This window comes from Phytohabitans flavus, from assembly GCF_011764545.1.
Taxonomy (GTDB): Bacteria; Actinomycetota; Actinomycetes; order Mycobacteriales; family Micromonosporaceae; genus Phytohabitans; species Phytohabitans flavus.
Map to the genome: position 1 here is coordinate 6114772 of NZ_AP022870.1, position 24428 is coordinate 6139199.

The window sequence follows — 24428 nt, forward strand, 5'->3', positions numbered from 1 at the left end:
AGGTGGTCATATGGCTCACTCCGGTCGCGCGTCAGGTCGTCGTGTTGTCGATCGCCAGCTGTAGGAGGCTTTCCGCGTCCATGTCGTCGATGGAGGTACCGGTGGTGGGTGCCGGTGCCGGCACCTCGCCGTCCTCCTTGGCGAGCTGGAGCACCATGTCCAGCAGCCCGGCCTTGCGGAGCCGGCTGACCGGGATGGAGGCGAGTACCCGCCGGATCTCCGCGTCCGGGTCGTCGGCCGCCACGGTGGACACGTCCTCCGGGTAGAGACGGGCCAGCAGGTTCTGGGCGAGCGCGGTGGGCGTCGGGTAGTCGAAGGCGAGCGCTCCGGGCAGCGTCAGGCCGGTGGCCGCCTTGAGCCGGTTGCGCAGCTCCACAGCGGACACCGAGTCGAAGCCGAGGTCCCGGAAGGCGCGGCCGGCCGGAATCGGCTCGCCGGCCTCGTAGCCGAGGACCGCGCCTGCGGCCGCGCGTACCAGCTCGAGGACCTCGCGGCCCCGCTCGCTCGCCGGAATCGTGTCGAGGCGACGCTTCAGCGCCGGCTCGTCCCCGTCATTCCGCTCGCCCTCGTGGCCGGCGGCGTCGAGCCGCCGTACCTCGGCGAGGTCGGACAGGAGCGGGCTGGGCCGGCTGGCGGTGAACGTGGGCGCAAAGCGCTCCCAGTCCATATTGGTCACCGTCAGGACGGCTGTGCCGTCCTCGAGCGCACCCTGGAGCGCCGCCAGTGCGAGCGGCGGTTCCATCGGCAACACTCCTCGGCGCCGCAACTGCTCGTTCACCTCCGAACGGGCGGCGAGTCCGGCCTCACCCCAGGCACCCCAGGCAACCGACGTCGCCGCAAGACCTTCACTCCTGCGGTACTCGGCCAGCGCGTCCAGGTAGGCGTTCGCCGCCGCGTACGCGGGCTGGCCACCACTACCCCACACCCCGGCACCGGAGGAGAACAAGACGAAATCACTTAGACCCAGATGTGCCGTGAGCTGGTGAAGGTGCCACGCCGAAGCGCCCTTGGAGCCGAACATGAGCCCTAGCTGGTCACCGCTGAGCGCGGCCACCGGGCCCTCGCCGTCGACCGCGCCCGCCGCGTGCATCACCGCGGTGAGCGGTGCATCGGATGGGATGCCGGCGAGCAGCGCGGCGACCGCGTCGCGGTCGGAGACGTCGCAGGACGCGACGGTTACCCGGGCCCCGAGACTCTCCAGCTCGGATACGAGCTGTGCGGCACCCGGCGCGGCGAGCCCGCGCCGGCTCGTCAACAGCAGGTGCGCGGCACCGGACCGGGCTGCCCAGAGCGCCACCTGTCCGCCGACGCCACCGGTACCACCGGTGACAAGCACCGTGCCGCCGGAACGCCAGGGCCGCGCTACCGTCGCCGGCCGCGCGGAGGCACGCCGCAACCGCCGCCCGTGTACGCCGCTAGCGCGCACCGCCACCTGGTCCTCGCCGCTATCACCGCGGAGCACGCCGAGTAGCCGCGCCGCGATCCGGCTGTCTGACCGCTCAGGCAGGTCGACGAGCCCGCCCCAGCGGTCCGGGTGTTCGAGCGCGGCCACCCGGCCAAGCCCCCATACAGCGGCCTGGAGCGGTCTGGTCACCGGGTCCTGCGGTCCGGTCGACACCGCGCCTCGGGTGACGCACCAGAGCGGAGCGGTGATGCCGCTGGCGCCGAGCGCCTGGAGGAGCGCCACTGTGGCAGCGAGCCCGGCCGGCACGCCGTCGGTGCCGGCTTCGTCCGTCGCGCCGAGCAGCGCGACCACGCCCGCGAACGTCTCTCCGGTCGGGAGCTTCGCGGCCTCCGCCCGTACCGTGTCCGGCCCGAGGGCGGCCACGACCTCCTCCACCCACGGGTCCGCCTCCGGGGGTACGACGACGAGCCACGGGCCGGTGTGGTGGCCGTTGGCCACGGGTGGATCGGGCAGCCGGGTCCACTCCACCCGATAGCGCCAGGAGTCCACGGTGGAGCGTGCCCGGCCACGGTCGCGCCACGAGGAGAGCGCCGGGGCAACCTCCCGCACCGCGTCGGCATCCACCTCCAGCGCGGACGCGAGCGACTCCAGGTCGCCGCCGGCCACGAGCTCCCAAAACTCCGCGTCCACCGCGGTCTCGCCGGCCGCACCCGATGCCACCTCGCCGGAGATCCAGAAGCGCCGTCGCTGGAACGGGTACGTGGGCAGGTCCAGGACGCGGTATCCGGCGCCAGGGAACGCCACCCTCCAGTCCACGGGTACGCCGAGCACGTGCGCCTCGGCCAGTGAGGTGAGGAAACGCGTCCGGCCACCGTCGTCGCGGCGCAGGGAGCCGACGCCGGCCACGTCGTCCGGCAGGCCTGGCACGAGTACCGGGTGCGGGCTGGCCTCGATGAAGACGCGGTGCCCATCGGTCATCAACGCCTGGGTCGCCTCGTCCATCCGCACGGTCTGCCGCAGGTTCGTGTACCAGTACTCAGCATCGAGAGCGGACGTATCGATCTGGCCGCCGCTCACCGTGGAGTAGAAGGGAATCCGGGACGGCTGGGGGCGTACGCCGGCGAGGACCCGAAGCAGCTCGTCCCGCACCGACTCCACCTGCGGACCGTGCGAGGCGTAGTCCACGGAGACCCGCCTTGCCCGTACCTCCACCTGCTCGCAGGCGGCCGCCAATGCGTCGAGCGCCGCCGGGGTACCGGAGACGACGACCGACGCGGGACCGTTCACCGCAGCCACCGACAGGTCTCCGGCCCACGGTGTGACCAGCTCTGTGACCCGCTCGACCGGCGCGGCGACCGACATCATCCCGCCGTGTCCACAAAGGCCGACGAGGGCCCGGCTGCGCAGCGCTACCACGGCGGCCGCATCGGCCAACGACAGCGCACCGGCCACGTACGCGGCGGCGATCTCGCCCTGTGAGTGCCCGACGACCGCGGCCGGCGTGACGCCGTACGAGCGCCACAGCTCGGCCAGCGCGACCATGATGGTGAACAGCGCTGGCTGCACCACGTCGACCCGCTCCATCAGCTCCGGGTCCCCGGTGCCGGCCACGACGTCCGCCACCGACCAGTCCACGTAGGGCGCGAGCGCCGCCGCGCACTCGTGCACCGCCTCGCGGAACACGTCGGAACTGGCCATCAGCTCCCGGCCCATGCCCCACCACTGCGATCCCTGACCGGGGAAGACGAATACGCCGCCCCGACCGCCGCCCTCGACCACCGCACCGGTCACCAGGCCCGCCGACTCCGCGCCGGAGACGAGCGCCGACAGCCCGGCCCGGGCGTCGTCCAGGCTCTCGCCCACGATGACCGCCCGGTGCTCGAACGTCGACCTAGCCGTCGCGAGCGACCAGCCCAGGTGCGCGGGGTCCGCCCCTGCCTCCAGGTAGGACAGCAGCTGAGCCGCCTGCTCCCGCAGCGCGTCGCCGCTGCGACCGGAGACCAGCCACGGGACGGGGCCGGCAGGTCCGTCCGCCTCGATCGGCGGCCCGGACGCCGGTGCTTCCTCCAGGATCGCGTGGACGTTCGTGCCGCTGATGCCGAACGACGACACACCGGCACGGCGCGGGTGCCCGTTGACCGGCCACTCAGTCGGGTCGGTGAGCAGTTCGATCGCGCCGGCCGTCCAGTCCACGTGGGACGAGCGCTCGTCCGCGTGCAGCGTCCGCGGGAGGTGACCGTGCCGCAGCGCCATCACCATCTTGATGATGCCCGCGACGCCGGAGGCCATCTGGGTGTGGCCGATGTTCGACTTGACCGAGCCGAGCAGCAGCGGCCGGTCCCGGTCCTGGCCGTACGTCGCGAGAAGCGCCTGCGCCTCGATCGGGTCACCGAGCGCGGTGCCGGTGCCGTGCGCTTCGACAGCGTCCACATCGGACGGCGCCAGGCCGGCGTTGGCGAGCGCTTGCCGGATGACCCGCTGCTGCGAGGGCCCGTTCGGGGCGGTGAGGCCGTTGGAGGCACCGTCCTGGTTCATCGCGCTGCCGCGCAGCACCGCGAGTACCGGATGCCCGTTCCGCACCGCGTCGGAAAGCTTCTCCACCAGAACGACGCCCACACCCTCGGCCAGCGACATGCCGTCCGCGCCTTCGCCGAACGCCTTGCACCGCCCGTCCGTCGACAGCGCGCCGAGCCGGCTGAACGCCACGAACTCGGTCGGGTTGGGCATCACCGTCACACCGCCGGCGAGCGCCAGCGAGCTCTCCCCGGTACGCAGCGACTGCGCGGCCAGGTGCAGTGCGACGAGCGAGGAGGAGCAGCCGGTGTCCAGGGATACCGCCGGGCCCTCCAACCCCAGCAGGTACGACACCCGGCCGGACACCACACAGGAGGCCGAGCCGGTGACCATGTGCGTCTCGGATGCCTCCTCTGTGGACGCCCCAGCCGCGTAGTCCTGGTACGTCGCACCGATGAACGCGCCGGTCTGGCTGCCGCGCAGCGATGCTGGATCGATGCCGGCCCGCTCGACGGCCTCCCAGGCGGTCTCCAGCAGCAGTCGCTGTTGTGGGTCCATGGCGAGCGCCTCGCGCGGAGATACGCCGAAGAAGCCGGGGTCGAACCCAGCGGCGTCGTCGAGGAATCCGCCATGTAGCGAGTACGTCTTACCTTCCCGGTCGCGGTCGGCGTCGTAGAGGGCGGCGGCGTCCCAGCCGCGGTCGGTGGGCCAGCTGGTGATGGCGTCCACACCGTCGAGCACGAGCCGCCAGAGGTCCTCCGGGGAGCGGACTCCGCCCGGGTAGCGGCAGGCCATCCCGACGATCGCGATCGGCTCGTCGTCCGCCACGTGGGCGGCGGCGACCGGTGTGGCCGCGGCACCGGCTGTGCCGAGCACCTGACCGCGCAGGAAGTCGGCCAGCGCCACCGGATTGGGATGGTCGAAGACCATGGTGGCCGGCAGCGTCAGGCCGGTCGCGGTGGCGAGCCGGTTGCGCAGGTCGACGGCGGTGACCGAGTCGAAGCCCACCTCGCGGAACGCCCGCCGGTCCCCCAGCGCCTCGGGCGACGCGTGCCCGAGCACCTTGGCGGCCTCGCCGCGCACCAGGGCGAGCAGCATCCGCTCTTGTTCGGCCGGAAGCAGACCGCGCAGCCGCGCGGCGAACTCGCCCTCGTCCCGCTCGTCCGTCGCCCGCTCGTCGGCCTCGGACAGCGCCCGCACCTCGGGTACCTCGTCGAAGAGCGTGGTGGCGCGCCCGGAGGTGAAGACCGGGAAGTATCGGTCCCAGCGTACGTTCGTCAGCGCGATCGCGGTCTCGTCGTCGTCGAGCGTCCGCTTCAGCCCGGAGAGGGCGAGCTGTGGGTCTATGTACTCCAGGCCGCCTCGCCGGATGCCGAACGGGTCCTCCTGCCCGAACCGCTCCACGTCGTCCGGCCACTTTCCCCAGTGGACGGACGTCGCGACGAGGCCACGGGCGCGGCGGCTGTGCGCCAGCGCACCGAGGTACGCGTTGCCGGCGACGTACGCGCCGTGCTCGCCGCTGCCCCACATGCCGGCGTTCGAGGAGTAGAGCACGAAGGCGTCGAGCTCCTCACTGTCCAACAGCTCGTCCAGGTGCTGGGCGCCGCGCACCTTGGCGGCGATGACCCGTTCGAAGTCCGCCATGCTGGTCTCCGCGAGCATGGCGAGCTCGATGACCGCTGCGGCGTGGATCGCGGTTCGGATCGTGTGGCCGTCGGCTTTCAGGCCGGCGAGCAGCGCGGCGACCGCGTCCCGATGGGCCACCTCGCAGGCGATGACGTCGACCCGGGTGCCGGTGGCGCCGAGCTCGGTGGCGAGGTCGGCCATGCCCGGGGCGTCGAGCCCTCGGCGGGTGGGCAGCACGATGTGCTCGGCGCCCTGCCCGGCCAGCCACCGCACCAGGTCCGGCCCGATCGTGCCGGTGCCGCCGGTGACGAGGATGGTGCCGCGCGGGGCCCAGGGCCGGGAGGAGTTGGGAGTGGACGGTGCGCGGACGACCCGCCGAGCAAGCGCGCCAGAGGCGCGGAGCGCGACCTGGTCCTCGCCAGCTCCGGCAAGGACCGCGGCCAGTCGCCGTCCGCCGGTGGCATCCAGGATTTCTGGTACATCGACGACGCCGCCCCAGCGGTGCGGGTGCTCCAGTGCGGCACTCCAGCCCAGGCCGAGCACCTGTGCCTGCACCGGGTTGGGCACGCGGTCGGCAGGCCCAGCGGCGACCGCGCCACGGGTCAGCAGCCACAGTGGTGCGTCGATGCCGGCGTCACCGAGGGCTTGCAGGAGCGCCAGGTTGAGGGCGAGGCCGACCGCCAGGCCGGGGTACGCCTCGCACGGCTCCTCGGCTGCGGCGGCGACCGAGACGATGCCGGCAACCGGGCCGACATCGCCAAGCTGGGTCGCGAGGGCTGCGCGGTCCACGCAGGACTCGTCCAGCACCAGGTGGCGTACGTGTGCGCCAGCCGCCTCCAGCGCCGAGGCCACGTCGCCGGCGGGGAAGCCGTGGGCTGTGGCCAGCAGCCAGGTGCCGGTCAGCGTGGCTGGTCCCAGTGCCGGGATGGGGCGCCAGGCGACCCTGTAGCGCCAGGACTCCACGGTGGACTCGTCGCGGCGCTGCCTGCGCCAGGAGAGAAGCGCGGGTACGACGTCGGCGAGCGAGTCGGCCGGCAGATCGAGTCGGGCGGCGAGCCCATCGACGTCCTCGCTTTCGACCGCGCCCCAGAACTCCTTGTCCAGCGGATCGCCACTACCGCCGCCGGCGACGAGGCTCGGCACCGGCCAGTACCGGTCGCGCTGAAACGCGTACGTGGGCAGGCTCACCGGGCGGGTGGCGGGCAGCACGGCGGTCCAGTCGACGGGTACGCCACGCGCGTGGGCCTCACCAAGGGATGTGAGGAAGCGCTCCAGACCACCCTCGCCGCGGCGGAGCGAGCCGAGCACGGCCGGTTCGGCGCCGGCCGCAGCCGCGGTGCCGTCGATGGCGAGCGAGAGCACCGGGTGCGGGCTGATCTCCAGGAACGTGTCGCAGCCGTATGCCAGCAGCCGTTCCGTTGCCTGTCCGAAGAGGACCGGCTCGCGCGTGTTGGAGTACCAGTACTCGGCGTCGACCAGCTCGCCGGGGGCCAGCCGCTCGCCGGTGACGGTGGAGAAGATCGGTACGTCCGGGTCCCGTGGGCTGAGCCCGGTGAGCACGTCGAGCAGCTGCGGCCGGATCGGGTCGACGTCGGCACAGTGTGTCGACACCGAAGCGGCGACGACCCGCATGCGGATGCCCTCCGCCTCGCATTCGGCGCCCAGCTCGGCCAGTGCCTCGTGGTCACCGGCGACGGTCACGAGTGCGGGCGCGTTGATGCCGCCGATGCTGAGCCGTCCGTTCCACCGGCTGATCCGCTCCTGGGCCGCCTCGACAGGCAGCGCGAGGGAGGCGAGTGCGCCCTTGTCGACGAGCTCCGCGCCGAGCACCCGGCTCCGCCTGGCGATGACGAGCGCGGCGTCCTCAAGGGACAGCGCGCCGGCAACGTACGCGGCGGCGATCTCGCCCTGGCTGGTGCCGACGACCGCGTCCGGCCGCACGCCGTAGCTCTGCCATAGCGCGGCGAGCGAGACCATGACGGTGAAGAGCACCGGCTGGACTACGCCGACCTGGTCGATCGACGGTGCGCCGGGTGCGGCGCGCAGTACGTCGGTGACCTTCCAGTCGAGGTGCGGTGCCAGGGCACGTTCGCAGCGCGCGACGTGCTCAGCGAAGGCGGGTGCGGTGTCCAGCAGCGCCACGGCCATGCCGGCCCACTGGGAGCCCTGCCCGGGGAAGACGAACGCCACCTTGCCAGTCGTCCGGGCCACTCCGGTCGCGACGCCTCCCGGCTGTTCCCCGTTCGCCAGGGCGCGGAGGCGTTCCCGGAGCTGGTCCGCTTCGGCGCCGAGCACGACGGCGCGGTGGTCGAACGCGGCGCGGGTGGTCGCCAGTGCGTACGCGACCTCCGCCGGCCGCATGTCGCGGTGGCTGTCCAGGTGGTCGGCGAGTGCGGCCGCCTGGCCCCTCAGCGCCACCGGGGTCTTTCCAGACAGCATGTACGGCGTGATGGCCGGCTCGAGTCCGGCGGCGAGCGGCGACTCGGGGCGGGCCGGTGCCTGCTCCAAAATCGCGTGCACGTTGGTGCCGCTGATGCCGAACGACGAGACGCCCACCCGCCGCGGCCGCCCGGTCTCGGGCCAGTCGATCCGCTCGGTGAGCGGCTGCACCGCGCCGGCTGTCCAGTCCACATGCGGGGTCGGTGTCTCCGCGTGCAGCGTCTTCGGCAGCACGCCGTGTCGCATTGCCTCGACCATCTTGATGACGCTCGCCACGCCCGCGGCGGCCTGCGTGTGGCCGATGTTCGACTTGACCGAGCCGAGCCACAGTGGACGCTCGCGCTCCTGACCGTACGCGGCAAGCAGCGCCTGCGCCTCGATCGGGTCGCCGAGCTTGGTCCCGGTGCCGTGCGCCTCGACCGCGTCCACGTCGGACGAATCGAGGCCGGCGTTGGCGAGCGCCTGGCGGGTCACCCGCTGCTGCGCGCGGCCATTGGGAGCGGAGAGCCCGTTGGAGGCGCCGTCCTGGTTGACCGCCGAGCCGCGCAGCAGCGCGAGCACCCGGTGGCCGTTTCGCTCGGCGTCGGCGAGCCGCTCGACCAGGAGCAGGCCGACGCCCTCGGCGAAGCCGGTGCCGTCCGCGCCCTCACCGAATGCCTTGCACCGCCCGTCCGGCGACAGCGCGCCCTGCCGGCTCAGCTCCACGAACGCGTCGGAGGTCGTCATCACGGTGACGCCGCCGGCCAAGGCCAGGTCGCACTCGCCCCGCCGCAGCGACTCGGCCGCGAGGTGCAGCGCGAGAAGCGAGGAGGAGCAGGCGGTGTCGACGGTCATCGCCGGCCCTTCGAGGCCGAACGTGTACGCGAGCCGCCCGGCGATGACGCTTGCCGCGAGCCCGGTGGCCGCGTGACCGCTCTCGCTCTCCTTCGAGTTGACGAAGAGGCCTGCGTAGTCCTGGCCGTTGGTACCGACGAAGACGCCGGTCTGGCTGGCCCGAAACGCGCCCGGGTCGAAGCCGGCCGCCTCGAACGCCTCCCACGCGGTCTCCAGCAGCAGCCGCTGTTGCGGGTCCATCGCGACGGCCTCGCGCGGCGAGATACCGAAGAACGCCGCGTCGAAGTCGGCGACCCCGTCCAGGAAGCCGCCCTCGTGCGTGTCGCTCTGGATGGCAGGGTCCCAGCCGCGGTCGGCCGGGAAGGCGGAGATGGCGTCCCGTCCCTCGTCTACGAGGCGCCAAAGATCCTCCGGGGATCGGACGCCGCCGGGGAACCGGCACGCCATACCGACGATCGCGATCGGCTCGTCGGTCTCCCCCGCCGTGCGGACCCGCGCGACAACCGCGCCGTCTGACTCGCCGGTCAGCTCGCCGAGCAGGTGCGTGGCGAGCGCGCGAGGTGTGGGGAAGTCGAAGACGAGCGCGGCGGGCAGGGCCAGCCCGGTGACGGTGCCGAGCTGGTTGCGCAGCTCGACCGCGGTGAGTGAGTCGAAGCCCAGGTCCCGGAACGCCTTGTCCACATCGAGCGAGGCCGTGGCCCCGTACCCGAGCACAGCGCCCGCCCGCTCGCGTACCAGGTCGAGGAGCGCGGCCGTCCGCTCAGCCTCGGGCAGGCCGCCCAGCCGCTCGCGCAGCGCGGCGCCGGCCGTGCCGGCGGTTGCCCATGCCTCACGGGCGGCGGAGATGACCGCGGCCGCGCCCGGCAGGTCGGCCAGCAGCAGGCTCGGGCGCGTGGCGTTGAGGGCCTCCAGCAGGTGCGGGCGGCGGATGTCGGCCACCACGACTGCCGGCGCGGGCTGCCCGGCGGCGCGGGCCAACGCGGTGAGCGCCAGATCCGGATCCATCGGGGCGACACCCGAGCGGGTCCACTCCACCACTCCGTCGCGGCTTGCCATGCCGTCGCCGGCCCAGGCGCCCCAGGCGATGGACGTGGCGGCGCGGCCGGCGGCCCACCGGCGGGCGGCGATCGCTTCGAGAGCGGCGTTGGCGGCCGCGTAGTTCGCCTGTCCCGGGTTGCCGATGGCGTGCGCGGTCGAGGAGAAGAGAACGAACGCGTCGACATCAGGCGCCAGCTCGTCGAGCACCAGTGCGGCGTCCACCTTGGAGCGGAACACCCCGTCGAACCGGTCCGGAGTGAGGGAGTCGAGCACGCCGTCGTCCAGGGTGCCGGCGGTGTGTACGACGGCGCTCAACCGGCGCCCGTCCAGAAGCGCCGCGACGGCTGCCCGGTCGGCGGCATCGCAGGCGGCGATGGTGACGTCGACGCCAATGGCGGTCAGCTCCTCGTTCAGCTCTGCGGCGCCGCGCGCATCCGGGCCGCGCCGGCTGACCAGCAGCAGCCGCTCGGCGCCGTTCGCGGCGAGCCAGCGAGCCACCCGCTGGCCGAGCGCGCCGGTACCACCGGTGACGAGCACGGTGCCGGAGGGCGTCCATGCGGGCGCGTCCCCGGACGCAGGGATGAGGCGGCGGCCGTACGCGCCAGCGGAGCGGACGGCGACCTGGTCCTCGCCCTCACTTTCGGCGAAGAGGCCAGCGGTACGGCGCAGCATCCGCTCGTCCAGCGTCTCGGGCAGGTCGACAAGTCCGCCCCAGCGATGAGGCTGCTCCATCGCGGCAACGCGACCGAGTCCCCATACGGCGGCCTGCGCGGGCCTCGGCAGCGGGTCGGTGTCGTCCACCGCGACCGCGCCGCGGGTGACCACCCACAGTGGAGCCTCGATGCCCGTCTCAGCGAGAGCCCGGACCAGGTTGGCCGTGGCGGCGGCGGCCGCCTGAGGTTCCTCCCTGGCAGCGGGGGCGAGCAGCGAGACCACGCCTTCGTACTCGCCACCTTCGAGCTCGCCCACGCTTACGGTTGCCGTACCGAGCGCGGCGGCGACGGTGGTCACCCACTCGTCTGCCCCGTCCGGGACGACCGCGAGCCACCGACCGGTGAGCTCGTGCGGCGCGGGCTCGGCGAGCGGCGACCACGACTCGCGGTAGCGCCAGGAGTCCAGGGTGGACTCGGTGTGCCGGCGGCGCCGCCAGGTCGAGAGCGCGGGCACCATCGCGGTGACCGTCTCGCCATCGAGGTCCAGAGTGGAGGCGAGCGACTCCAGGTCCGCCCGCTCGACCGCGGCCCAGAACTCGGCATCCACCGGGTCCGCGCCGACCCCAGCCGGGGTTGTGGGCTCGGCCCAGTACCGCTCGTGCTGGAACGGGTACGTGGGCAGGTCGATCCGGCGGGCGCCAAGGCCAGCCAGCGTCTCGGTCCAGTCGACGTCGATTCCCGTCACGTGGAGGCGCGCGGCCGCGGTGAGCGCCGCCACCTCCTCCGGCCGGTCCTTGCGCAGCAACGGCGCGACGGTCGCGCTCTCCGGCAGCTGCTCGCGGGCCATCGCGGAGAGCGGTCCGTCCGGCCCCACCTCGAGGAAGGTGGACGCGCCCGCCTCGCGCAGCGCGGCGACCGCATCAGCGAACCGCACTGTCTCCCGCACGTGCCTGACCCAGTACTCAGGGTCGGTGACATCGCCACCGGCGGCGAGTGGGATGCGCGGCGGGGCGAAGGAGAGCGACGAGACGACCGCGCGGAAGCCGGCCAGCATCGGGTCCATCAGGTGCGAGTGGAACGCGTGCGACACCCGCAGCCTGGTGGTCCGCTCGAACCGACCGGCCAGTTCCAGGACGGCCTGCTCCTCGCCAGCGAGCACCACCGAGCCGGGTGAGTTGACCGCTGCTATGGACACGCCGTCGGTGAGCAGTGGCAACACGTCTACCTCGGAAGCCTGCACGGCCACCATCGCGCCGCCAGCCGGCAGCGCCTGCATGAGCCGGGCCCGCGCGGAGACCAGCGTGGCCGCGTCTTCGAGGGAGAGCACGCCTGCGACGTGTGCGGCCGCGACTTCGCCGATCGAGTGGCCAGCGAGGTGGTCGGCACGGATGCCCCACGACTCGACCAGCCGGTAGAGGGCCACCTCGACAGCGAAGAGGGCGGGCTGGGCCCAGCCGGTCTGGTTCAGCAGGGACGAGTCTGATCCCCACATCACGTCGCACAGGCCCGGGTCGAGGTGGGCCAACGCGTCGTCGAGAGCCGCCGCGAACACAGGGAACCTGTCGTACAGCTCCCGGCCCATACCGAGCCGCTGCGAACCCTGACCGGAGAAGAGCATCGCGACCGGGCCAGGTCGGGCGATGCCGCGGGCCACCTCCGTCGCGCCGTCGCCCGCGGCGAGCAGCACCGCTCGACGTTCCAGGGCCGCTCGGCCGGTCGCCAGCGAGTGCCCGACGTGCAGCCGGTCGGCCAGCGGGAGGCCGGCGATCTGCGCGACCTGGCCGTCGAGCGCGGCTTCTGACGCCGCCGCGACCGGCCAGGCCACGACGTCGGGAGCGGCGGCGGGCTCGGCCATCGGCTCGGGTGCGGTCGCCTGCTCCAGGATCACGTGCGCGTTCGTGCCGCTGATCCCGAACGACGACACGGCGGCCCGCCGTGGCCGCGCCACCTCCGGCCACTCCACCGTGGACGTGAGGAGGGCGACGGAGCCGGCCGACCAGTCCACATGGGACGAGGGCGCGGTGACGTGCAGCGTTGTCGGCGCCACCCCGGTGCGCAGCGCCTGTACGGCCTTGATGACTCCGGCGACGCCCGCCGCTGCCTGGGTGTGGCCGATGTTCGACTTGATCGAGCCGAGCAGCAGCGGGTGCTCCCGACCCTGGCCGTACGTCGCGAGCACCGCCTGCGCCTCGATCGGGTCGCCCAGGGCGGTGCCGGTGCCGTGCGCCTCCAGCATGTCCACATCGGAGGCGGTGAGGCCGGCGTTGGCGAGCGCCTGCCGGATCACCCGCTGCTGCGACGGGCCGTTCGGGGCGGTGAGGCCGTTCGAAGCGCCGTCCTGGTTGACCGCCGAGCTGCGCACGACGGCGAGCACCTCGTGCCCCCGCCGGACCGCGTCGGAGAGCCGTTCGACGACGAGCACGCCCACACCTTCGGCCCAGCCGGTGCCGTCGGCCGAGTCGGAGAACGCCTTGCAGCGGCCGTCCGCGGCGACCCCGCCCTGCTTGCTGAACTCCACGAAGGCCGCTGGCGTGGCCATCACCGTCACGCCGCCGACCAGTGCGAGGTCGCACTCCCCTTGCCGGAGGGCCTGCGCGGCCAGGTGCAGTGCCACAAGCGACGAGGAACACGCGGTGTCGACCGTGACAGCCGGGCCTTCGAGCCCCATCACGTACGACAGCCGGCCGGACGTCACCGAAGGGGCGCTGCCGGTGACGACGTACCCCTCGGCGTCACCGGCCACGTCGTCCATCGCCGTCTCGTACCCCTGGGCTGAGGCGCCGACGAAGACACCAGTCGGGCTGCCCTTGAGCGACAGCGGGTCGATGCCAGCCCGTTCCACGGCCTCCCAGGAGACCTCCAGCAGCAGCCGCTGCTGAGGGTCCATCGCTACTGCCTCGCGCGGCGAGATCTTGAAGAACCCGGCGTCGAAGCCGCCCGCACCGGCGAGGAACCCGCCCGAGCGCGTGTGGCTGCGCCCGCCGAGCAGTCCATTGAGGTCCCAGCCCCGGTCGGTGGGGAACGGCGAGATTCCGTCCCGCCCCTCGACGAGCATCCGCCACAGTGCCTCGGCGGAGTCGGCGCCGCCGGGGTAGCGGCAGCTCATCCCCACAATGACGATGGGGTCCGCGACGGCGGCGGGCGCGACGGCAGCCGCCGCTTCCGGTGCGCTCTCCACACCGGACAGCCGCGCGGCCAGAAGCCCGGACAGGACGCTGGGGGTCGGGTAGTCGAAGACAAGTGTGGTCGGTAGCTCCAGCCCGGTCGCCGCGGTCAGCCGGTTGCGCAGCTCGACCGCGGCTAGGGAGTCGAAACCCAGCTCGCGGAACGCGTGGTCGGGACGGACCGCGTCCGCGCTCTCGTGTTTGAGGACCGCTGCTGCCTCTGCCCGTACCAGGTCGAGCAGGGCCCGATCCCGTTCGGCGCCGGACAGCCGGACGAGGCGGTCGGCGTGCGTGCCGGTGAGCGCCCCGCCCTCCGACAGGGACCGCGCCTCGGGAAGCTCGGACAGCAGCGGACTGGGGCGGGTCGCGGTGAAGACCGGGAGGAACCGGTGCCAGTCCATCTCCGCGACGGTCAGCACACCCTCGCCGTCGTCCAACGCCCGCTGCAGGGCGGCAATGGCAAGCTCCGGCCGCAGCGGCAGGACGCCGCGACGGCGCAGTTGCTCGTCGCTTTCGGAACGGTCGGCGGTCATGCCGACCTCTCCCCAGGTGCCCCACGCCACTGATGTTCCGGACAGGCCCTCCGCGCGCCGGTGCTCGGCGATCGCGTCCAGGACGGCGTTCGCGGCGGAGTAGGCGGGCTGGCCGCCGCCGCCCCAGGTCGCGGCGACGGAGGAGAAGAGCACGAACGCGTCCAGGTCCGCGTCACGTGTCAGCTCGTGGAGGTGCCAGGCGGAGGCGGCCTTGGTACGCATCATCGCCGCCAGGTCGTCCGGCGCCAGCGCCAGGACCCCGTCGCCATCCTCGGTGTACCCGGCAACGTGGAATACAGCGGTCACTTCGTGTCCATTGAGGAGCGCCGCCAGTGCACCACGGTCGCCGACGTCGCAGGCCGCGATCGTGACGCGCGTGCCTGCCTCGGTCAGCTCCTGCCGCAGCTCCTCGACGCCGGGGGCGGCCGAGCCGCGCCGGCTGGCGAGGATAAGGTGCTCGGCGCCGTTCGCGGCGGCCCAGCGGGCCACCCGCATGCCGAGGCCGCCGGTGCCGCCGGTGACAAGCACGGTGCCGCGCGCCCGCCAGGTGGCGACGGAACGGTTGCCCGCCGCGGCCCGGACCAGGCGCCGGCCGAACGTACCCGACGGGCGTACCGCGACCTGGTCCTCGTGTCCGAGTCGGCCGGCCAAGGCCGCGGCGAGCCGTTGGGCGGCGCGGTCGTCGACGGTGTCCGGCAAGTCGACAAGCCCACCCCAGCGCGCCGGCTGCTCCAGCGCGACCGTGCGGCCCAACCCCCACACCGCCGCGTGCGCGGGCCGGATCAGCCGATCGCCCCGTCCAGTGGCAACCGCACCGCGCGTCACGCACCACAGTGGAGCGCTTAGGTCGGCATCGCCGAGCGCCTGCACGAGCGCGAGGACGGCGAGCGGGCCGTCCTCCTCGACACCGAGCAGCGAGACCACGCCGGCGAACGGGCCATGCTCGGTCGCGAGCGCCGTTACCCGCCCGGCGAGGGAGGCCCGGTCAGTCGTCCCATCGACGGACAGGCCCACGACCGCGGCGCCCTGTCCGGCCAGCGCCGCGGTGACCGCGTCCGCCCACTCCCGGTCCTCGTCCGGCACCGCCACGAGCCACGCCCCGCCCAGCGTGGCCCGAGCCGGCTCACGCAACCGCGTCCAGGTGACCCGGTACCGCCGTTCGTCCACTTCGGAGCGAAGGCTGCGCCGGCTCCGCCAGGAGCGCAGCGCGGGCAGCATCGCCTCGACGGTGTCGCCGTCGAGGTCCAGCGTGGCGGCGACGTCGTCCGGCGTCCCGTCGACGAGGCTCCAGAACTCCCCGTCCGCCGGCTCGGCTCCCACCGGCTCGGCCTCAGGCCAGAAGCGCTGCCGCTGGAACGGATAGGTCGGCAGGTCCGCCCGCCGGCCGCCTGAGAGCAGCGGGCTCCAGTCCACGCTCGCACCGGCGGTGTGCAGGTGGGCCAGCGCGGTGAGCAGCGTCGTCTCTTCGTCCCGGTCCTTGCGGAGGGTGGGCACGCCGGTTCCGGCCAGCGCGGTGAGGACGCCGTCCGGGCCGATTTCCAGGAACGTGGCGCCATCCAGGCTGCTGACGGCGTCGGAGAAGCGCACGGTGTCGCGGACGTGCCTGACCCAGTACTCAGGGTCGGTGACGTCTCCCGCACCGACCACGGGGATCCGCGGTGTCGCGAAGGTCAGCCTTTCGATGGCGGCCCGGAACGGGGCCAGCATCGGCTCCATCAGCGGCGAGTGGAACGCGTGCGAGACCCGCAGCCGGGTCGACGTGCCGAACCCGGCGGCAATCGACAGGACCGCCTCCTCCTCGCCGGCGATCACGACGGACGTCGGCCCGTTGACGGCGGCGATGGACACGCCGTCGGTCAGCACCGGCAGCACGTCGGCCTCGGCCGCCCGCAGCGCCACCATCGCGCCGCCGGCCGGCAGGGCCTGCATCAGCGATGCCCGCGCCGACACAAGCCGGCAGGCATCCTCCAGCGACAGAACACCCGCCGCATGGGCGGCAGCGACCTCGCCGATCGAATGCCCCGCAACGTGGTCCGGCGTGACGCCGAACGACGCCACGAGCCGGAAGAGCGCCACTTCGACCGCGAACAGGGCCGGTTGCGCCCAGCCCGTCTCGTCCAGTGCGCCGGCGTCGGTACCCCACATGGCATCCCGGACGCCCGGGTCCAGATGGGACAGCACCTCGTCCAGAGCCGACGCGAACACTGGGAACCTGTCGTACAGGTCGCGTCCCATGCCGAGCCGCTGCGAACCTTGGCCGGAGAAGAGCATCGCCACGGGCGCCGGTCGCGCCTCGCCACGCGCCGCCTCGGAAACGCCCTCGGCGGAGGCGAGCAGTACGGCACGGTACGGGAAGAGCGCCCGGCCGGCGGCGAGCGAGTGACCGACGTCCAGGCGCTCGGCCAACGGGAAGCCGGCGAGCCGCTCGATCTGGGCGTCCAGCGCTGGTTCGGACTTGGCCGAGACGATCCAGGGTACGAGCGCCGGCGAGGGCGACGGCTCGGCGAGCTCGGGCGTGGGTGGCTGCTCGACGATCACGTGCGCGTTCGTGCCGCTGATGCCGAACGAGGAAACGCCGGCCCGCCGCGGGCGGTCCACATCCGGCCAGCCGACCGCCTCGGCGGCGAGTGCGATGGCGCCCGTCGACCAGTCCACCCGGGTCGAGGGTGCGTCCACGTGCAGCGTTTTCGGCACCAGCCCGTACCGGATGGCCTGGATCATCTTGATGACGCCGGCAACACCAGCGGCGGCCTGCGTGTGCCCGATGTTCGACTTCACCGAGCCCAGCCACAGTGGACGCTCGCGGCCCTGCCCGTACGTCTCCAGCAGCGCCTGCGCCTCGATGGGGTCGCCAAGCGTGGTGCCTGTGCCGTGACCCTCGACCACGTCCACCTGGTCGGCGGCGAGCCGGGCGTTGTCCAGCGCGGATCGGATGACCCGCTGCTGGGACGGCCCGCTGGGCGCGGTGAGGCCGCTGGAAGCACCATCCTGGTTGACGGCTGAGCCGCGGATCAGCGCGAGCACCGGGTGCCCGTTGCGCTGGGCGTCGGACAGGCGCTCCAGCAGGAGCACGCCGACGCCTTCACCCCAGCCGACCCCGTCGGCCGCGTCGGCGAACGGCTTGCACCGCCCGTCCGGTGCCAGCCCGCGCTGCCGCGAGAACTCCACGAACTCGGCCGGCGTGGCCATCACCGCGACCCCACCGGCGAACGCGAGCGAGCACTCGCCGGAACGCAGCGACTGGGCGGCGAGGTGGAGCGCGACGAGTGAAGCCGAGCAGGCGGTGTCCACTGTGACCGCCGGCCCTTCGAGGCCCAGCAGGTACGAGATACGGCCGGAGATAACGCTGGCCGCCGCGCCGGTGACCGTGTACCCCTCCGCGGACTCGTCCGAGCCGACGAGCGAGACGTAGCTGGAGTTGCCGGCGCCGACGAACGTGCCGGTGTCGGTGCCGCGCAGCGTGGACGGATCGACGCCGGCGCTCTCCACCGCCTCCCACGCGGTCTCCAGCAGTAGCCGCTGCTGCGGGTCCATGGCGAGCGCCTCGCGTGGCGAGATGCCGAAGAACGCCGCGTCGAAGTCCGCCACGCCAGCCAGGAAGCCACCCTCCCGGGTGTACGTGGTGCCGGGCCGGTCGGGATCGGGGTCGTAGATGGCGTCCACGTCCCAGCCGCGGTCGTTGGGCAGGTCGGAGATGGCATCGACGCCCTCCACGACAAGCCGCCACAGGTCCTCGGGCGAGCGGACTCCGCCTGGGTAGTGGCAGGCCATGCCGATGACGGCGATCGGCTCGCCGTCCCTGTTCTCGACGGCCTTCAGGCGCTGGCGGGTCAGCTGGAGGTCGCTGGTGACCCGCTTGAGGTAGTCGCGGAGCTTCTCTTCGGTGCTCGTCATGGTTCCTCGCCTTGAGTCGCGCGGGATGGGCGCGCTTCCCTAGTTGATTCCGAGTTCCTGGTCGATGAGGGCGAACATCTCGTCGTCGGTTGCCTGAGTGAGCGCCGTCGTGCCTGTGTCACCGGTCGTGCCGCCTTCCAGCCGCCACTGCACAGCGGCGAGCCGTTTGGCCAACCGGGCGCGGACGGACGTGTCGAACTCGGCGGAGGAGATGGCGGCCTCCAGCCGTTCCAGCTCGGCGAAGACGCCTTCTGGCGTGGCCTCGCTGTCCGCGCCGAGGGCGGCGCCGAGGTGCCGGGCAAGCGCGAGCGGGGTGGGGTAGTCGTAGAGGGTCGTCTCGGGCAGCCGCACACCGGTTTCGGCGGCGAAGCGGTTGCGCAGCTCGACGGCGGTAAGCGAGGTCATGCCGAGGTCGACGAAGCCGCGCTCGCGGTCGACGGCGTAGCCCGAGTCGTGGCCGAGTACGGCGGCGACGTGCCGGGTCACCAGATCCAGGAGCAGTCCTTCGCGCTCGGCCGGCACGCTGCCGCGCAGGCGCACCGCGAGGTCGGCAGGTGCCGCGCCGCCGTCGCCGGTGGGCGCCGCGGGCAGGCCGGGGAGGTCGCGCAGCAGGGCTGGCACCTCGCGGCCGGCGAAGGCGCGGAGGTCGAGCGGTGCGGGTACCAGGAGCGGCTCGTCCATTTCGGACGCCCGGTCGAGGAGCCGCAGTCCCTCCTCGGTGGAGATGGGCACGATGCCCTGCCCGCGCAGCAGCGCGACGTCGCCCTCGGTGAGGGCGCGGGTGAGGCCGGAGCGCTCTTCCCACATTCCCCACGCGAGCGAGGTACCGGGGAGCCCGAGCGCCCGCCGGTGCTGGGCGAGCGCGTCGAGGAACGCGTTCGCGGCACAGTAGTTGGCCTGGCCGGGTGCGCCCGTGACGCCGGCGGCAGAGGAGAAGAGCACGAACGCGGCGAGGTCCGCGTCCCGGGTCAGCTCGTGCAGGTGTACGGCGGCGTCGAGCTTCGGCCGGAGCACACGGTCGACTCGCTCGGCGGACAGCGACCGCAGCATCCCGTCGTCGAGCACGGCCGCCGTGTGTACTACAGCGCTGAGCCGGCGTCCGCTGAGGAGCCCGGACAGCGCGTCCCGATCGGCGGCGTCACACGCCACCACCTCCGCAACGGCGCCTAGCTCGGCCAGCTCCGCCACCAGCTCGGCCGCGCCCGGAGCATCGGGACCGCGCCGACTGACCAGCAGCAGGTGCCGGATCCCGTGGCGGGCGGCCAGATGCCGCGCGACTGCCGCGCCGAGCGCGCCGGTACCACCGGTGATCAGTACGGTGCCCTCCTGGGCCGCCTCCCACATGGTGCTCGGTGTCGGCTGGTCGTCCACAGGAGACAGCCGAAGCACCGACGTGACGCCTGCGCGGATGGCCAGCTGGGGATCGCCCCTGCTCGGGCGGCTGCCACGGCGGCGGGAAGAGCCGCCTCGGACTCGCCGGTACCGTCCAGGTCGACGAGCGTGATCCGGCCCGGGTGCTCGGACTGTGCCGAGCGGACCAGCCCCCACACGCCAGCCGCGGCGACACCGTCGACCGTCTCGCCGGGCGCCGTCGCCGTCGCGTTCCGGGTCAGCACGACGAGGTGCGAGTCGGCAGGCCCTTCTTCGGCAAGCCACGCCTGGATGGCGGCAAGCGCGGCCCGCACCGCGGCCCGAGCGGTCCCTGCCAAGTCACCGGCCTGATCCAGGGAGATGTTCAGCACGACGGTGTCCGTGTCCGGCGCCAGGTCTGTCGCGACGTCGAGCGGCCTCCACCGTGGACGGAAGAGTGCCATGTCACCCGTGGCGGGCTGGACCGGCCAGTACCGGGTGCGCTGGAACGGGTACGTGGGCAGCTCGATACGGCGCGCTCCGGTACCCGTAAACACAGCCGACCAGTCGACGTCCACACCTTCGACGTGCAGCCGGGCCAGGGCGGTGGTGGCGGCCGACTCCTCGCCCGTGCCGGCGCGAAGCAGCGGCACGACGACCGCATCGCCCGGCACCACGTCGCCGACCATCGCGGACAGCACGCCGTCCGGGCCGAGCTCAAGCATCGCGTCCACGCCGCGTTCGCGCAGGGTCGCGACGGCGTCAGCGAAGCGGACCGGCTCGCGCACCTGCCGCACCCAGTAGTCAGGGGACGTCACGTCACCGCCGGCCACGAGAGAGATGTGCGGCGGGGCGAACGACAGTCCCTTCACGACAGCGTGGAAATCGTCGAGCATCGGGTCCATCAACGGCGAGTGGAACGCGTGCGACACCGACAGCCGCTTCGACCGCCACCGCCCAGCGAGGGCCAGCACGGCCTCCTCCTCGCCAGCGATGACGAGGGACACCGGCCCGTTCACCGCGGCGATCGCGACGCCGTCGGTCAGCAGTGGCCGGACCTCGTCTTCTGTGGCACGTACGGCCACCATCGCGCCACCTGGCGGGAGGGCGCCCATCAGGGACGCCCGGGCGGAGACAAGCGTGGCGGCGTCGGCGAGCGAAAGGACGCCCGCCACGTGAGCAGCGGCGATCTCACCGATCGAGTGACCGGTCAGGTGGTCGGGCCGGATGCCAAACGACTCGACGAGGCGGAAGAGCGCTACTTCGAGCGCGAAGAGCGCGGGCTGCGCCCACCCGGTGTGGTCGAGCGACGTCAGGTCTTCGCCCCACATCACGCCCCGAAGGCGAGGGTCCAGATGGGACAGCACCTCGTCGAACGCGGCGGCGAAGGCGGGGAACCTGTCGTACAGCTCGCGCCCCATGCTGAGCCGCTGCGCGCCCTGGCCGGTGAAGAGCATCGCCAGGGTCCGCTCCCGGGCGATTCCCCGGGCCGCCTCGACCACGCCGTCCGCGCCGGCGAACAGGACCGCACGGTGCCCGAAGAGCGAGCGGCCGGTGGCGAGCGAGTAGCCGGCGTCAATCAGGGGAGTCCTCGAGAGCCCGCTGAGCCGCTCGATCTGCCTGTCCAGCGCGGCGCCCGAGCGAGCCGACACCGGCCAGGCGACGACGACAGGCGTTACGGCCGCCTCCTCTGGCAGCTCAGCGGGCGCGGGCGGCTCTTCGAGGATGACGTGAGCGTTCGTGCCGCTGATGCCGAACGACGAAACCGCCGCCCGCCGTGCCCGCCCGACCTCGGGCCACGGCTGGGTGGACGTCAGGAGCGAGACCGCGCCGGCCGACCAGTCCACGTGTGAGGACGGCGCGTCGATGTGGAGCGTCTTCGGCGCGATGCCGCGGCGGAGCGCCTCCACCATCTTGATGACGCCGACGGTCCCAGAGGCCGCTTGGAGGTGACCGATGTTCGACTTGACCGCACCGAGCAGCAGTGGCCGCTCGCGGTCCTGCCCGTACGTAGCCAGCAGTGCCTGCGCCTCGATCGGGTCGCCGAGTGCGGTGCCGGTACCGTGCCCCTCGACAACGTCCACCTCGGACGGTGCCAGGCCGGCGTTGGCGAGGGCTTGGCGGATGACGCGGCGCTGGGCAGGGCCGTTCGGAGCGGTGAGTCCGTTGCTGCCGCCGTCCTGGTTGACGGCTGACCCACGGATCAGGGCGAGCACGGGGTGCCCGTGTCGCTGGGCGTCGGAGAGGCGCTCCAGCACGAGGACCCCGGCACCTTCGGACCAGCCGGTACCGTCGGCCGCGTCGGCGAACGCCTTGCATCGACCGTCCGCCGCAGAGCCACCCTGGCGGCGGAACTCGGTGTAGATGAGCGGATCCACCATCACTGTCACGCCGCCCACGAGCGCCAGCGAGCACTCGCCGGTGCGCAGCGCCTGGGCGCCCAGGTGCAGGGCCACGAGCGACGAGGAGCAGGCGGTGTCCACAGTGAGCGCCGGCCCTTCGAGACCGAGCGTGTACGAAACACGGCCGGAGATGACGCTGAGCGCGGTACCGGTGAGGACGAACCCCTGTGACTCCTCGTCGTCTTGCAGCGCGGTGCCATAGTCGGAGCTTCCCGCGCCGAAGAAGACTCCGGTGTCCGAGCCGGCGAGCGACCTAGGCGCGATGCCGGCCCGTTCCAGGGCCTCCCAGGCGGTCTCCAGCAGCAGCCGCTGCTGCGGGTCCATGGCGAGCGCCTCGCGGGGCGAGATGCCGAAGAAGTCCGGGTCGAAGTCCATCGCGTCCGAGACGAACCCGCCGGCGAGCGCGGTGACCGGTGTGTCCGGGCCGAGCAGGGCGGCGAGGTCCCAGCCACGGTCGGCGGGGATGCCGCCGATCGCGTCCCGCCCCTCGATGACCAGCTGCCAAAGGTCGTCCGGAGACCGCACGTCGCCGGGGTACCGGCAGCCCATGCCGACGATGACGATCGGGTCGTCGCCAGCGGCCACGGCGGTGAGTGGACCCGCTTCGGCCGCCTCCGCTCCCAGCAGGTCGCTGACCAAGTGGTCAGTCAGGTGCCGGATAGTGGGGTGGTCGAAGACGAGCGTCGCGCTCAGGCGCAGTCCGGTCGCGGCGTTGAGCCGGTTGCGCAGCTCGACGGCGGTGAGTGAGTCGAAGCCGAGGTCCTTGAACGAGCGTTCCACCTCGATGGCGGCGCCGCTGGCGTGTCCGAGGACCGCGGCCACCTCGCCCCGCAGCAGGTCGGCCATCGCGCGTTCCCGCTCTGGGCCAGGCATCGCCCGCAGGGTCTCGGCGAGCGAGGTCTTCGCGCCCGCGCCAGCGGTAGTGGCCGCCCGGCGCACCGGCGCCCGGACCAGGCCACGGAGCAGGTCCGGCACCGCGCCCCGGTCGCGCAGCGACCGAAGGTCCAGCCGCACCGGTACGGCCACCGCTGCGTCAACCGACACCGCTGCGTCGAAGAGCGCCAGCCCTTGCTCGACGGTGAGCAGCGGCATGCCGGAACGTGCGATGCGATCCCGGTCGGCGTCGGTCAGGTTCGCGGTCATGCCGACGTCCTGGGTGAACGCGCCCCAGGCGAGTGACTGCGCCGGCAACCCCTGCTCGCGCCGCCATCTGGCGAGCGCGTCGAGGAACGCGTTGCCGGCCGCGTAGTTGCCCTGCCCCGGGCTGCCCAGCACACCGGAGACGGACGAGTAGAGGACGAAGGCGGCGAGGTCTGAGGCACGGGTCAGCTCGTGCAGATGCCATGCCGCATCCACCTTCGGCCGCAGCACAGTGGACAGCCGCTCCGGCGTCAACGACCCGATCAGCCCGTCATCGAGTACACCGGCCGTGTGCACCACCGCGGTCAACCGATGTCCGCTCAAAACGGCGGCGAGCGCGTCGCGGTCCGCGGCATCACAAGCCGCGACCGTCACCTGCGCGCCGAGCCCGGCCAGCTCGTCCCGCAGCGCCACCGCACCCGGCGCTTCCAGGCCGCGGCGGCTGGTCAGCAGCAGCTTCCGCACGCCGCGCCGCGTCACCAGATGCCGGGCCAGCTCGCCACCCAGACCACCGGTCCCACCGGTGATGAGCACGACGCCGTCCGGATCCCAGGCACGAGGCATGGTCAGCACAATCTTGCCGACGTGCTTGGCCATACTCATGAACCGGAACGCCTCACCAGCCCGCCGCACATCCCACGACGTCACCGGCAACGGCCGCAACACACCACGGCCAAACAACTCCAGCAGCGCGATCAGCATCTCGTGGGTGCGGTCGGGGCCGGCCTCCTCTAGGTCGTACGCCCGGTAGTAGACATCGGGGAAGGCGCCGGCCTCGCGGATGTCGGCCTTGCCCATCTCCAGGAACCGGCCGCCCGGTCCGAGCAGCCCCACCGAGGCATCCACGAACTCACCGGCCAGCGAGTTCAGCACCACATCGACTCTCGGGAAGCGGGAGGCGAAATCAAGGGAGCGAGAGGACGCGATGTGCTCGTCGTCCAGGCTGAAGGACCGCAGCGTGTCCCACTTGCCCTCGCCCGCCGTCGCGAAGACCTCCGCGCCAAGGTGCTGGGCGAGCTGGATCGCCGCCATACCGACACCACCGGCGCCGGCGTGGATCAGCACCTTCTCCCCGGCTTGGAGCCCGGCCAGGTCGACGAGGCCGTAGTACGCGGTCAGGAAGGCGACCGGAACAGAGGCGGCGGTCTCGTCCGACCAGCCGTCAGGAATGTGTGCGAGGAAGCGTTCGTCGGCGACGCCGAGCGGGCCGAACCCGCCGCCCACGATGCCCGTAACCCGGTCGCCGGCACGAAGTCCGGTCACCTCCGGTCCGACCTCGACCACGACGCCAGCGGCGTCCGAACCGGCCACGCCCATCTCGCCCGGGCGCATGCCGAGCGCGGTCAGGACGTCCCGGAAGTTCAGCCCGGCGGCACCGATCGCCACCCGTACCTCGCGTCCGGCCAGGGGCGAGACGCTTCTAGGGCGGGCACGAG

Annotated in this window: 3 protein-coding genes; all 3 read right to left on the reverse strand. The window is 72.9% G+C overall.

From position 1 onward, the window contains the following. Positions 1 to 31: 31 nt before the first annotated feature. From Pflav_RS46280 to Pflav_RS44060, 3 genes are read right to left on the reverse strand one after another with little or no spacing between them, the layout of a single operon-like run. Complete coding sequence (locus tag Pflav_RS46280; protein ID WP_180201281.1) at positions 32 to 18100, reverse strand: type I polyketide synthase; 18069 nt, start codon at positions 18098 to 18100, stop codon at positions 32 to 34. A 39-nt stretch (positions 18101 to 18139) separates the two neighbouring features. After that, positions 18140 to 19471, reverse strand: a complete 1332-nt coding sequence (locus Pflav_RS44055) for a type I polyketide synthase (protein ID WP_173039169.1) — start codon at positions 19469 to 19471, stop codon at positions 18140 to 18142. Further along, positions 19411 to 24378, reverse strand: a complete 4968-nt coding sequence (locus tag Pflav_RS44060; protein ID WP_197938760.1) for a type I polyketide synthase — start codon at positions 24376 to 24378, stop codon at positions 19411 to 19413. The genes Pflav_RS44055 and Pflav_RS44060 overlap by 61 nt, the downstream gene beginning before the upstream one ends. Between the last annotated feature and the right edge of the window lie 50 nt (positions 24379 to 24428).

What these genes read in the sequence shown, in the direction of transcription:
- Pflav_RS46280 (WP_180201281.1), bottom strand. Translation starts at nt 18,100, where the DNA reads ATGACGAGCACCGAAGAGAAGCTCCGCGACTACCTCAAGCGGGTCACC.